The sequence below is a fragment of the Achromobacter anxifer genome, from assembly GCF_903652925.1.
In the GTDB taxonomy this organism is placed as follows: Bacteria; Pseudomonadota; Gammaproteobacteria; order Burkholderiales; family Burkholderiaceae_B; genus Achromobacter; species Achromobacter anxifer.
Window position 1 is genome coordinate 1 of sequence record NZ_CAHLAR010000011.1, and the last position, 12584, is coordinate 12584.

General features: G+C 65.7%; 10 protein-coding genes and 1 pseudogene. 9 read left to right on the forward strand and 2 right to left on the reverse strand.

Going from position 1 to position 12584, the window contains the following annotated elements; translation table 11 throughout:
• The 7 genes and pseudogenes from HWY37_RS27320 to typA form a co-directional block, all read left to right on the forward strand.
• Positions 1-231, forward strand: a pseudogene (locus tag HWY37_RS27320) (23S rRNA pseudouridylate synthase B); the annotation flags it as partial.
• 416 nt (positions 232-647) lie between these two features.
• Positions 648-1151 carry a ribosome maturation factor RimP gene (gene rimP, locus HWY37_RS27325; protein WP_175208711.1) on the forward strand — a complete coding sequence of 168 codons (504 nt, stop codon included), beginning with the start codon at positions 648-650 and terminating at the stop codon, positions 1149-1151.
• Positions 1148-2626, forward strand: coding sequence for a transcription termination factor NusA (gene nusA, locus HWY37_RS27330; protein ID WP_175208710.1), 1479 nt, complete (start codon positions 1148-1150; stop codon positions 2624-2626). Before rimP ends, nusA begins: the two co-directional genes overlap by 4 nt.
• A 91-nt stretch (positions 2627-2717) precedes the next feature.
• Positions 2718-5765, forward strand: a complete 3048-nt coding sequence (infB, locus tag HWY37_RS27335) for a translation initiation factor IF-2 (protein WP_176090281.1) — start codon at positions 2718-2720, stop codon at positions 5763-5765.
• A gap of 22 nt (positions 5766-5787) precedes the next feature.
• Entirely contained in the window at positions 5788-6189 is a 402-nt protein-coding gene (rbfA, locus tag HWY37_RS27340; RefSeq protein ID WP_006388333.1) for a 30S ribosome-binding factor RbfA, read from the forward strand.
• Between the two features lie 37 nt (positions 6190-6226).
• The gene (gene truB, locus HWY37_RS27345; protein WP_175208708.1) at positions 6227-6958 is read left to right on the forward strand and encodes a tRNA pseudouridine(55) synthase TruB; all 732 of its coding nucleotides are present in this window, start codon (positions 6227-6229) and stop codon (positions 6956-6958) included.
• Positions 6959-6974: 16 nt separating this feature from the next.
• On the forward strand, positions 6975-8798 hold the full coding sequence (gene typA / locus HWY37_RS27350; RefSeq protein ID WP_175208707.1) for a translational GTPase TypA: 1824 nt from the start codon (positions 6975-6977) through the stop codon (positions 8796-8798).
• Between the two features lie 83 nt (positions 8799-8881).
• On the opposite strand, the gene HWY37_RS27355 is transcribed toward typA, so the two are convergent.
• The gene (locus tag HWY37_RS27355; RefSeq protein ID WP_175208706.1) at positions 8882-9274 is read right to left on the reverse strand and encodes a tautomerase family protein; all 393 of its coding nucleotides are present in this window, start codon (positions 9272-9274) and stop codon (positions 8882-8884) included.
• A 107-nt stretch (positions 9275-9381) separates the two neighbouring features.
• Between HWY37_RS27355 and HWY37_RS27360 the strand changes: the two genes are divergently transcribed.
• Positions 9382-10245: a LysR family transcriptional regulator gene (locus HWY37_RS27360; protein WP_175208705.1), complete on the forward strand. Its 864-nt coding sequence runs from the start codon at positions 9382-9384 to the stop codon at positions 10243-10245.
• Here HWY37_RS27360 and cynR read toward each other — a convergent pair.
• Positions 10229-11155 carry a transcriptional regulator CynR gene (gene cynR / locus HWY37_RS27365; protein WP_175208704.1) on the reverse strand — a complete coding sequence of 309 codons (927 nt, stop codon included), beginning with the start codon at positions 11153-11155 and terminating at the stop codon, positions 10229-10231. The two genes, HWY37_RS27360 and cynR, sit on opposite strands and share 17 nt — an antisense overlap.
• A 147-nt stretch (positions 11156-11302) precedes the next feature.
• Here cynR and HWY37_RS27370 point away from each other — a divergent pair, with 147 nt between their 5' ends.
• Complete coding sequence (locus HWY37_RS27370) at positions 11303-12541, forward strand: muconate cycloisomerase family protein (protein ID WP_246302416.1); 1239 nt, start codon at positions 11303-11305, stop codon at positions 12539-12541.
• Positions 12542-12584: the final 43 nt, after the last annotated feature.

Consider the following 12584-nt stretch of genomic DNA (forward strand, 5'->3'; position numbering starts at 1 on the left):
GGCAAGCCGGCGGGCGCCGGTGGTGGTCGCGGCGGCAACAAGGCCGGCGGCGCTGCTGGCAACAAGGCCGGCGCTGCGGCTGGCAACAAGGGACCGGGAGCTGGCGGCAAGCCGCGAGCTCCGCGCAATGCCTCGTCGGCGCCCCGTGGCGACGACTGGCAGCCGCGCGGCGCCTCGGCGCACGAATCCCGTCTGGGCGTGATGGGCGGGCGCGGCCGGCAAGGCCGTTGATCGCTGTCGGGCGGCGCGCTGGCCGCGCCGCTGGGTGGGATATGTCCCGTATAAGCGTAAGCCCGTGACGAATCAGGCGTTTTTCCAGTTTATCTGGTAAAATCAATGGTTTTCATGGCTTCATGCCGTTGCCGTGTTGTTGCCAATTGCGTGTCCTGAGGCCGTTGCCGCGGGACAAATGCAGTGAATGGCGGCAGCAATAAACGACGGCAGTGGGGCATCGGACTTTGCGCCAGATGCCGCCGGACCCGGATTTCGGGTTGGGGCGGCGGGTCAGGACAGACCGTGGCGGCGCAAGCCAAATTTAGGTCGCAATATAGGGCACTGCCCAGCATTGCTCCTTACGTGCAGTAGGGTGGCGGCTGGGCCTTGTGCAATACGGTGGGCTGGGCGTGCAGCCCATTTTTTTTGAGTATATGGCTGATTTATTCGCATTGACCAAAGAGGCTCTGGCCGGCATGGACGTCGAACTCGTGGACGTCGAGCGTGCCGCCCTGGGCCTTTTGCGCGTCACGATCGATCGGGTCGGCGGTGTGCGCATCGAAGACTGCGAGCAGGTGTCCCGCCAGTTGTCGCGGGTGTTTGAAGTCGAAAACGTCGACTACAAGCGGCTGGAAGTCGGTTCGCCGGGCGTGGACCGCCCGTTGCGCAGCGAGGCCGAGTTCCGCCGGTTCGCGGGCGAGCGCATCGAAATCAAGCTGCGCGAGGCATTGGACGGCCGTAAGGTCTTCGCCGGCACCCTGACGGTGCCCGAAGACGACGCCGCAGCCTCCGACGCGGCGGCAGCAGTGCAAAAGACCGTGTTCGGTCTCGAATTTGAGGCAAAAAAGAACGAAGTCCAGGTGTTGAACTTCACGGTCGATGATATCGAGCGTGCAAAACTGGATCCCGTTCTGGATTTCAAGGGCAAAAAGCGATGAGTCGCGAAATTCTTCTGTTGGTCGATGCCTTGGCGCGTGAAAAGAACGTCACGCGCGACGTCGTGTTCGGCGCGCTCGAAAGCGCGCTGGCCTCGGCGATGAAAAAGCGCTTCAAGGATGATGCGGACATTCGTGTCGCCATCGATAGGGACACCGGCGATCACGAAGGCTTCCGCCGCTGGCTGGTCGTGCCTGACGAAGCAGGCCTGCAAGAGCCCGACAAGCAGGAAATGCTGTCGGACGCGCAGGAAATCGTCCCCGGCATCAAGGAAGGCGAGTACATCGAAGAGCCGCTCGAACCCATCGAGTTCGGCCGCATCGGCGCGCAGGCCGCCAAGCAGGCCATCCTGCAGAAGATCCGCGACGCCGAGCGCGAACAGGTGCTGAACGACTTCCTGGACCGTGGCGAGACCATCGTGTCCGGCACGATCAAGCGCATGGACAAGGGCGACGCCATCGTCGAAACCGGCAAGATCGAAGCGCGCCTGCCGCGCTCCGAAATGATCCCGAAGGAAAACCTGCGGGTGGCCGACCGCGTCCGCGCCTTTGTGTTGCGCGTGGACCACGCCGCGCGCGGCCAACAGGTGATCCTGTCGCGCACCTCGCCCGAGTTCATCCGCCAGCTGTTCGAGAACGAAGTTCCTGAAATCGAACAGGGCCTGCTGGAGATCAAGGCTGCGGCCCGCGACGCCGGCGTGCGTGCGAAGATCGCCGTGGTGGCATACGATAAGCGGATCGACCCGATCGGCACCTGCGTGGGCATGCGCGGTTCGCGCGTTACCGCCGTGCGCAACGAGCTGGGCGGCGAGCAGGTCGATATCGTTCTGTGGTCGGAAGATCCCGCGCAGTTTGTCATCGGCGCCCTGGCGCCGGCCAACGTCGAGTCCATCGTCGTTGATGAAGACAAGCACGCGATGGACGTCGTGGTGGACGAGGAAAACCTGCCCAAGGCCATCGGCGCCAAGGGCCAGAACGTCCGCCTGGCATCCGAGCTGACCGGCTGGCAGATCAACATCATGACGCCGGAAGAAAGCCTGAACCGCCAGGAAGTCGAGCGTTCGGGCCTGCGCGCCACGTTCATGAGCAAGCTGGACGTCGACGAGGAAGTCGCTGACATCCTGATCGACGAAGGTTTTACCGGTATCGAGGAAATCGCCTACGTGCCCATGCAGGAACTGCTGGAAATCGAGGCCTTTGACGAAGACACCATCAATGAGTTGCGCGCCCGTGCCCGCAATGCGCTGCTGACCGAGGCGATCGCCCAGGAAGAGCGCCTTGAGACCGCGCAGGATTTGCTTGAACTCGAAGGCATGACGCCCGAACTGGCTGCGAAGCTGGCCGAGCGCCAAGTGCATACGCGTGATGATCTGGCCGAACTGGCGACGGACGAGCTGGCGGAAATCGCCGGCCTGACCGAACAGGAAGCCAGCGACCTCATCATGCGTGCCCGCGCCCATTGGTTCGACGAAGAATAACCAAAAGGACACGGGTCCGCGGCGGGCGGAATGCCAACCGCCGCGAGTTCACGTTGTTTGTAATAGCTGCATATAGGGAAGAGAGAGCCTAATGTCGAGTAATACCGTCGCGCAGTTCGCTACCGAGCTGAAAATGCCTGCCAATGTGCTGCTGGATCAGCTGCGCTCGGCCGGCGTTGACCTCAAATCGGTCGACGATTCCGTCACCGACAGCGACAAGGCGAAATTGCTCGAATCGCTGCGCCGCGCCCACGGCGCGACCGAAGGCAAGAAGATCACCCTGACGCGCCGCCAGACGTCCGAGATCCGCCAAGCCGATGCCACCGGCCGTTCGCGCACGATCCAGGTCGAAGTGCGCAAGAAGCGCGTGTTCGTCAAGCGTGATCCCTCCGAAATCGCCCTGGAACAGGCCGCGTCCGCGCGCGCCGAAGATGAAGCAGCCGTCGAAGAGGCGCCGCAGGTGTCGGCGCCCGTCGCGCCCGAGGCTCCTGCCGCGGCCGCGCCTCGCGAGGCCGCGCCCGTCCAGGCAGAGGCCGAGGCCCCCGCCAAGGCGGAAGAACCCGCTGTTGTAGAAGCGCCCGCGCCGGTTGAAGCGCCCGCGCCTGTTGAATCCGTCGCGGCCGAAGCGCCCGCACCCGTCGAGGCGAAAGCCGCCGAAGTCCAGGCCCAGCCTGAACCCGAACCGACGCCCGCGCCTGCTCCTGCCGAGCCCGTGGCCGAAGAGGCCAAGCCCGAAGTCAAGACTGAATCCACCGAGCCCAAGGCTGAAGAAGCCAAGCCGGAACCCGTTGTGCTAGCCAATAAGTCCGAACCATCTTCCCCCCAGGCCACCGCGCCTGTCGCCCAGGCTCAGCCTGCCGCGAAGTCCGAACCCGTGAAATCCGCCGCGAAGCCCGAGTCCGCCGCGCCTGCCGTCAAGGTTGGCGGCCGCGTTGACAACCGCCGCGCTGGCCCGCCTCTTGCCGCCTCCGCTACGTCGGCCGGCCGCGACGAGGCCCGCCGCAAGGCTGAGGCTGAAGCCGCCGCCCTGCGCGAGATGCTGAACCGTCCGCGCAAGGTGCTGCGCGCGCCTGAACCGGAAGCGCCCGCCGCGGCCCCGATCTCGGGCACGTTGCACAAGCCGGCCGGCAAGCCGGGCGTCGCTCCTGGCGCCAAGAAGGATGCCAAGCCCGCAGCTCCCGGCACCAAGAAGACCATCAAGACCGCCGAAGTCGCTTCGACTTGGTCCGACGACGCTTCGCGCAAGAAGCCCGCGGACAAGCCGGCAGCCCCGGCCAGCCGCGATGGCTGGCGCGCAGGCGGCAAGGGCGGTGGCAAGGGTAGCGGCCGAGGCGGCCGCAACCAGCAGAACGACCGCCGCAACGAGCCGGCGCCGCAGGAATTCATCGCGCGTGAAGTTCACGTGCCGGAAACCATCAGCGTGGCCGACCTGGCCCACAAGATGTCCGTCAAGGCCGCCGAAGTCATCAAGCAACTGATGAAGCTGGGCCAGATGGTCACCATCAACCAGGTGTTGGACCAGGAAACGGCCATGATCGTGGTCGAGGAACTGGGCCACGTGGCCATCGCCGCCAAGCTGGACGACCCGGAAGCCTTCCTGGACGAAACCGCCGCCGTGTCGGAAGCCGAACAGCTGCCGCGCGCCCCGGTCGTGACCGTCATGGGCCACGTCGACCACGGCAAGACTTCGCTGCTGGATTACATCCGCCGCGCCAAGGTTGCCGCGGGCGAAGCCGGCGGCATCACGCAGCACATCGGCGCCTACCACGTTCAGACCGAACGCGGCATGGTGACCTTCCTTGACACCCCGGGCCACGAGGCGTTCACCGCCATGCGTGCCCGCGGCGCCAAGGCCACCGACATCGTCATCCTGGTCTGCGCGGCCGACGACGGCGTGATGCCGCAGACCCGCGAAGCCATCCACCACGCGAAGGCCGCTGGCGTTCCGATGGTCGTGGCCATGACCAAGATCGACAAGCCTTCGGCCAACCCCGACCGCGTCAAGCAGGAACTGGTTGCCGAGGAAGTGGTGCCGGAAGAGTACGGCGGCGACGTGCCGTTCGTGTCCGTGTCCGCCAAGACCGGCGAGGGCATCGACGATCTGCTCGAGAACGTGCTGCTGCAGGCCGAAGTGCTGGAATTGAAGGCTCCCGTCGACGCGCCCGCCAAGGGCCTGGTGATCGAAGCCCGTCTCGACAAGGGCCGCGGCCCGGTTGCGACCATCCTGGTGCAAAGCGGCACGCTGCACCGCGGCGACGTGGTGCTGGCCGGCGCGAGCTTCGGCCGCGTGCGCGCCATGCTGGACGAAAACGGCAAGCCGATCCTGGAAGCCGGCCCGTCGATCCCCGTGGAAATCCAGGGCCTGACCGAAGTGCCGGCCGCCGGCGACGAACTGATGGTGCTGTCCGACGAACGCAAGGCGCGTGAAATCGCGCTGTTCCGCCAGGGCAAGTTCCGCGACGTCAAGCTGGCCCGCCAGCAGGCCGCCAAGCTCGAGTCCATGTTCGACAACCTGGGCGAGGGCACGCAGACCCTGGCCCTGATCGTGAAGACCGACGTCCAGGGTTCGCAGGAAGCGCTGGTGCAGTCCCTGACCAAGCTGTCGACCGACGAAGTGCGCGTGCAGGTCGTGCACGCGGCCGTGGGCGGCATCTCGGAAAGCGACATCAACCTGGCCATCGCCTCGAACGCCGTCGTGATCGGCTTCAACGTCCGCGCCGAAGCCAGCGCCAAGAAGCTGGCCGAGAACAACGGCATCGACGTGCGCTACTACAACATCATCTACGACGCCGTGGATGAGGTGAAGGCAGCCATGTCGGGCATGTTGGCGCCCGAGAAGAAGGAAGAAGTCATCGGCTTGGTCGAGATCCGCGAGGTTTACAGCATCTCCCGCATCGGCAACATCGCCGGTTGTATGGTGCTGGACGGCCTGGTGCGTCGCGATTCGCAAGTCCGCCTGCTGCGCAACAACGTGGTCCACTGGACCGGCCAGCTCGATTCGCTGCGCCGCTTCAAGGACGACGTCAAGGAAGTCAAGTCGGGTTTCGACTGCGGCCTTACGCTGCGCGGCAACAACGACATCCAGGTGGGCGACCAGCTGGAAGTCTTTGAAATCAAGGAAATCGCGCGTACGCTGTAAAGCGTCCGCGAGGCATTTTTTAATGAGCCGTCACAAGTCCAAAGCCATCCCCGGCCGCAATTTGCGGTTGGCCGACCAGATCCAGAAGGATCTGGCCGGGATCATCCAGCGCGAGATCGACACGACCCGCGCTGGACTGATCACGCTCTCTGGTGTGGAACTGTCGACCGACTACGCGCACGCGAAGGTGTATTTCACGGTTTTGGGCGCCGAGCCCGAAGCCGCGACCGCCTTGCTGAACGAAAAAGCCGGTTGGCTGCATTCCCAGCTGTACAAGCTGCTGCACATCCACACTGTCCCCACTTTGCGCTTCTTCCACGACGAGCAAATCGCCCGTGGTATCGAAATGTCGATCCTCATCGACCGCGCGAACCGGCCCGGCCCGCACTCGGGCGTGCCCGACGAACCTGAAGACCAGTCCTGATCGGGCTGTCGTCACTGCTTTAAACCGGATTCCGACGATGGCTAAACGACGCGGGCTTACGCTCGACGGTGTGCTGTTGCTCGACAAACCCGTGGGTTTGTCGAGTAACCACGCCCTGCAACGCGCCAAACGCGCCATGGACGCGGCGAAAGCCGGGCACACTGGCACGCTGGATCCCTTCGCCACCGGCCTGCTGGTGTGCTGCATGGGTCGCGCAACCAAGATTTCCGGCGCGATGCTCAACGCCGACAAGGCATATCGCGCTACGCTGCAATTTGGCTCCGAAACCGATTCGGGCGATCTGACCGGCAACGTCGTGTCGACCGCCGAGCCGGGCTTTGTGGTCGAGGAACAGGCGCTGCGCGATGCGCTGTCACGTTTCTCGGGCACGATCGAACAGATTCCGCCCATGTATTCCGCGCTCAAGCGCGACGGCAAGCCCCTGTACGAGTACGCGCGCGCCGGCATCGAGCTGGAACGGCCGCCGCGCCAGATCACGATTTACCGCATCGAGCTGCTGTCCCTGAACGGGACGCAGGCAGAGATCGATGTGGCTTGCAGTAAAGGCACATACATCCGGACGTTGGCCCAGGACATCGGGCGCGTGCTGGGCTGTTACGCCCACCTGACGGCGCTGCGGCGCACGCACGTCGGGCCGTTTTCCCTGGATCGCGCCGTCGCGCTGGATGCCTTGCAGGCCATGCCAGACCCCAAGCAGGCATTGCTTGCATTGAACGAATTGCCGGCGGGCTTGCTGCCCGCCACCTGACCTTAAAGGACTCGCTATGACTCGCGCCTTGCGCAACGTCGCCATCATCGCCCACGTGGACCACGGTAAAACCACCCTGGTCGACCAGCTGCTGCGCCAATCCGGCACTTTCCGCGAAAATCAGGCGGTGGCCGAACGGGTCATGGACTCGAACGACCTGGAAAAGGAACGCGGCATCACGATTCTGGCCAAGAACTGTGCCGTTGAATACGAAGGCACGCACATCAACATCATCGACACCCCGGGACACGCGGACTTCGGCGGCGAAGTCGAGCGCGTGCTGTCCATGGTCGACGGCGTGCTGCTGCTGGTGGACGCGGTCGAAGGCCCGATGCCCCAGACCATCTTCGTGACCCGCAAGGCGCTGGCCCTGGGCCTGAAGCCCATCGTGGTGGTCAACAAGGTCGACCGTCCCGGCGCTCGCACCGATTTCGTCATCAACGCCACGTTCGACCTGTTCGACAAGCTGGGCGCCACCGATGAGCAGCTGGACTTCCCGGTGATCTACGCCTCGGGCCTGTCGGGCTATGCCGGCCTGAACCCGGATGTGCGCGAAGGCAATATGCGCCCTTTGTTCGAAGCCATTCTCGAACACGTGCCGCAGCGCGACGACGATCCCAACGGTCCGCTGCAGATGCAGATCATCTCGCTGGACTACAACAGCTACGTCGGCAAGATCGGCGTGGGCCGCATCAACCGCGGCCGCATGCGTCCCGGCATGGAAGTGGCCTACAAGTTCGGTCCCGACGGCCAGGGCGGCCGCGGCCGCATCAACCAGGTCCTGAAGTTCCATGGCCTGGAGCGCGTCGTCGTGGATGAAGCCGAAGCCGGCGACATCGTGCTGATCAACGGCATCGAAGACCTGGGCATCGGTTGCACGGTGACCGACACCGCCAACCAGGACGTGCTGCCGATGCTGCGCATCGACGAGCCCACCCTGACCATGAACTTCATGGTCAACACCTCGCCCCTGGCCGGCCGCGAAGGCAAGTTCGTGACCAGCCGCCAGCTGCGCGACCGCCTGGACCGCGAACTGAAGTCCAACGTGGCGCTGCGCGTGCGCGACACGGGCGACGATACCGTGTTCGAAGTGTCGGGCCGTGGCGAACTGCACCTGACCATCCTGCTGGAAACGATGCGCCGCGAAGGCTACGAGCTGGCCGTGTCGCGCCCGCGCGTGGTGTTCAAGGAAATCGACGGCGTGAAGTGCGAGCCGTTCGAATCGCTGACCGTCGACGTCGAAGACGCCCACCAGGGCGGCGTGATGGAAGAGCTGGGCCGCCGCAAGGGCGACCTGCAGGACATGCAGCCGGACGGCCGTGGCCGTACCCGCCTGGAATACCTGATCCCGGCCCGCGGCCTGATCGGCTTCCAGAACGAATTCCTGACGCTGACGCGCGGCACCGGCCTGATGAGCCACATCTTCCACGAATACGCGCCCATCAAGGAAGGCTCGATCGGCGAGCGCCGCAACGGCGTGCTGATCAGCCAGGACAACGGCGACGCCGTGGCCTACGCCCTGTGGAAGCTGCAGGATCGCGGCCGCATGTTCGTGAACCCGGGCGATGCGCTGTACGAAGGCATGATCATCGGCATCCATAGCCGCGACAACGACCTGGTCGTGAACCCCATCAAGGGCAAGCAGCTGACCAACGTGCGCGCCTCGGGCACCGACGAAGCCGTGCGCCTGGTTCCGCCGATCCAGATGTCGCTGGAATACGCCGTGGAATTCATCGACGACGACGAACTCGTGGAAATCACGCCCAAGTCGATCCGCCTGCGCAAGCGCTACCTGCTGGAAAACGAGCGCAAGCGCGCCGCGCGCGAATCCGCCGTCTAAGCGGAGGGGACGCGGAGCAAGCTTGCCGCACCCCACAAAAAACGCAGCCTTCGGGCTGCGTTTTTTTATGGCGCGCCGGTGGACTACCCGTGCTGGTGCCGGTATTCCTGCGTCGCGCCGCCATAGCCATAGGCGGCCGCGCGGGCGTCGATCACGTGCACGTAGGAACATTCGTGCAGCTCGCCCAGGATGTCCTGGAACGCCGCGTAGATCTCCTTGATGTAGCGCGCCTTCTCGGCCTTGGTATTGGTTTCGTCGGTCACGCTGATGTCCAGGTGGAAGGCGTTCCTGCCCAGCTCGGACAGCGGCCGGCCGCCGATGAACCACAGGTCGTGAGGGATGTGCTGCAGCGTGATCGCGATGACGGGCAGCTTCTTGCCCAGCACGGACTGGGTCAGGCCGGCCACGGCCTCGACCACGCGACGGTTGACGGCGGCATCGGATTGGCCGGACAGATGGACGACGATGTGGGGCATGGCGGAACTCCTTTATGTGAGGGTGCGTAGCCAGTCTAGGATCTCGATTGACATCGGAAAAGCGGGAATTTACGATTTAATCCATCGATAAATCCGTTGGATAAGCGATGTCGGGATTCGATCTGGACCAATTGCGCACGCTGGTCGCCGTGCTGGACGCGGGCAGCCTGACGGCGGCCGCGCCCAAGGTGTTCCTGTCGCAGTCGTCGGTCAGCGAGCAGATGCGCAAACTCGAAGAGCGGGCAGGGCAGCCGCTGCTGCTGCGCGGCAAGGCGGGCGTGGTCGCCACGCCCGCGGGCGAACGGCTGCTGGCCCATGCGCGCGGCATCCTGGCGCTGAGCGACGAGGCCTACCGCGATTTGCGCGGCGTGGCGCTGCGCGGCCAGTTGCGCCTGTGCATCACGGATTACTTCCGCCCCGGCGACGTGGCGCGCATGCTGCGCCGCCTGAACGAGCAATATCCGCAGGTGCGCCTGCACGTCACCATCATGAAGAGCGGCGCGATCGAGGCGGCCTATGAGCGCGGCGAGATCGACGTCGGCATTTCCATGCGCATCATGGAGCGCGGCGCCGCCCGGGGCCGGGCGTCAGGCGCGCTGCTGCGGCGCGAGCCGCTGCTGTGGATGTCGGCGGACGGCGCCGCGGCGCCAGAAGAGGGCGTATTGCCCCTGCTGGTGCTGCCGGAGACCTGCGCCCTGCGGCAGTATGTCGAGCGCCTGCTGTCGCGCCGGGACGTGCCGTATTCGGTGGCGCATGTCGCCTCCGGCGTGGCCGGCCTGCAACTGGCCGTCGCGGCGGGGCTGGGCGTGGCATGCCTGAATGAATCCGCATTGGGGGCCGGCATGGCCCGCCTGCATGCGCCCGGCCTGCCGGCGCTGCCGATGGCGGAGTTCCGCCTGTTGCCTGCCAGGGCCGGTGAAAGCGAGTTCATCGGCTTGGCACGCGAGGCCATCGTCAAGGCGCTGGGCTAGGGGACCGGCTTGCGGCCGCGGCGCCCGGCAGGCGCTGCACGGCGTCCAGCAGCCGGGCGGCGAATTCCTGCGCCGCGCGGCTGCGCGAGGCGTCCTTGCGCCACAGGATGGCCGCACGGCGGATGGTGGTCGGATCGGTCAGCGCGATGCTCTTCAATTCCGCTCCGGCGGCGCCGGCCGCATGCTCGGCCGCGATGGTTGCCAGTTCGCCTTGCCGGCACAGGTGGATCAGGGCGTCGACCGATTCCATCTCGACCCGGACGTCGGGCGACAGCCCGGCCGTGGCGCAGGCGGCGTCTATCATTCGGCGCGTGGCGAAGCTGCGCGGCAGCAGGGCCAGGGGCACGCCCTCCAGGTCCCGCATGCGCAGGCTGCGCCGCGAGGCCAGCGGGTGCCGCTTGCCGACCACCACCTGCAGGCGTTCGTCGAACAGGGGCTGCGCCTCGATTTCCTCGCGCAGCGCCGGGTGGAAGGAAATGCCCAGGTCCAGCTGGCCGCCGACCAGCAGGTCTTCGATGGGGCCGGCGCGCAGGTCGCGCACCTGGATCTGGACCTTGGGGTAGGCCAGGCTGAAGCCGGCCACCGCATCCGGCACGAAGTGGGTCAGGAAGGTGGGAATGACGCCTATGGTCAGGGAGCCCGCCTGCAGGCCGGCCAGGTCCGCCAGGGCCATCTTGCCCGCCTCGACTTCCTGCAGCGCGCGGCTGGCGTGATCGCGCAGCACGCGGCCGGCCTGGGACAGGCGCAGGCCGCGGCCGATGCGGTCGAACAAGGGCATGCCCAGCTCTTCTTCCAGCTGCCGCAGGCCGTGCGACAGGGTGGACTGGGTGACGTGCAAGGCGTCCGCCGACCGGGTCAGGTGCTCGGTTTCCGCGACGCTGAGAAAGTAGCGGAGCTGGCGCATTTCCATGGAGGAGATTCCTGGCGCAAAGCCAAATGGCTGTCGATTGTTGGATATGTATTATTCGATCATATCGAACGGTTAATGCAAAATAAATCATTGGATGCAAATCAGCCCCAGCCCTAACCTTCCCAGCATCATTCATGGCAGGGCTTTATGACTTCTGTTGCAACCCAGACGCCGGCGCAGGCGCCGATCACGCTTGACGATGCCTCCTGGCGCATCGAGCGCATCCACGCGCGGATCGTCGACATTCCGACCATCCGGCCCCACAAGTTTTCCTTCGGCGCCATCAACCGGCAAAGCCCGGTCATCGTGCAGCTCTGGCTGGCCAACGGCGCCTGCGGCTACGGCGAGGCGGCGACCATCGGCGGCCCCTCCTGGAACGAGGAGTCGCCCGAGACCATCCTGCATGCCATCCAGAACTACCTGGCGCCCGCCGTGGCCGGCGCCGACGCGCGCCGGTTCGCCGAACACGTGCAGCGCTTTGACGCCGTCTGCAAGGGCAATGCGTTCGCCAAGAGCGCCGTTGAGATGGCGCTGATCGACGCGGTCGCGCGCAGCCTGGGCGTGCCGGTCTGGCAGCTATTGGGCGGAAAGCGGATCGAGCGCCTGCCGCTGGCGTGGACCCTGGCCAGCGGCGATTCGCAACGCGATCTGGAGGAAGCCGAGCAGATGATGCAGGCGCGCCGCCATCGCCTCTTCAAGCTCAAGATCGGCGCGCGCAGTCCGGCCGACGACGTGGCGCACGTGACGCGCATCGCGCGCGGCCTGGACGGGCGCGCCAGCATGACGGTGGACGTCAATCAGGCCTGGGACGGCAACACCGCCCGCCAGTTCCTGCCGCAATTGGTGGAGGCAGGCGTCACCCTGATCGAACAGCCGGTGGCGAAGTGGGATGTGCAGGCCCTGCGCGAGGTGACGCAGTCGCTGGGCGGCGCCGCGCTGATCATGGCGGACGAGACCGTGTGCTCCGCGCAGGACGCCTTCATGCTGGCGTCGCAACGGGCCTGCCATGTGTTTTCCCTCAAGGTCGCCAAGCATGGCGGCCTGCTGCGCACGCGCGAAGTCGCGGCCGTGGCGCAAGCGGCCGGCCTGGGCTGGTACGGGGGAACCATGCTGGAGACCTCGCTGGGCAGCGCCGCTTCCGCGCACGTGTTTGCCACGCTGTCGGACCAGCACCATGGCTGCGAGCTGTTCGGCCCGCAACTGCTGGTCGACGACATCGTCGAGCAGCCCATGGCGGTGCGCGACTTCGAACTCGAATTGCCCGACGGCCCCGGCTTCGGCGTCGTCGTGGACGAAAAACGGCTGGATCGCTTCGACCGCGCCAGACAAGGATTAACGCCGGCGACGGTCGATTTCGGCCGCCTTGGCGCGCCGGCCGCAACCTGAGCCACCATTCCCCCGATCATTCAAAAAAAGCAGGAGACGCAGC

Coding starts and splice junctions, on each gene's coding strand:
- rimP (WP_175208711.1), top strand. CDS start 648: ATGGCTGATTTATTCGCATTGACCAAAGAGGCTCTGGCCGGCATGGAC.
- nusA (WP_175208710.1), top strand. CDS start 1,148: ATGAGTCGCGAAATTCTTCTGTTGGTCGATGCCTTGGCGCGTGAAAAG.
- infB (WP_176090281.1), top strand. CDS start 2,718: ATGTCGAGTAATACCGTCGCGCAGTTCGCTACCGAGCTGAAAATGCCT.
- rbfA (WP_006388333.1), top strand. CDS start 5,788: ATGAGCCGTCACAAGTCCAAAGCCATCCCCGGCCGCAATTTGCGGTTG.
- truB (WP_175208708.1), top strand. CDS start 6,227: ATGGCTAAACGACGCGGGCTTACGCTCGACGGTGTGCTGTTGCTCGAC.
- typA (WP_175208707.1), top strand. CDS start 6,975: ATGACTCGCGCCTTGCGCAACGTCGCCATCATCGCCCACGTGGACCAC.
- HWY37_RS27355 (WP_175208706.1), bottom strand. CDS start 9,274: ATGCCCCACATCGTCGTCCATCTGTCCGGCCAATCCGATGCCGCCGTC.
- HWY37_RS27360 (WP_175208705.1), top strand. CDS start 9,382: ATGTCGGGATTCGATCTGGACCAATTGCGCACGCTGGTCGCCGTGCTG.
- cynR (WP_175208704.1), bottom strand. CDS start 11,155: ATGGAAATGCGCCAGCTCCGCTACTTTCTCAGCGTCGCGGAAACCGAG.
- HWY37_RS27370 (WP_246302416.1), top strand. CDS start 11,303: ATGACTTCTGTTGCAACCCAGACGCCGGCGCAGGCGCCGATCACGCTT.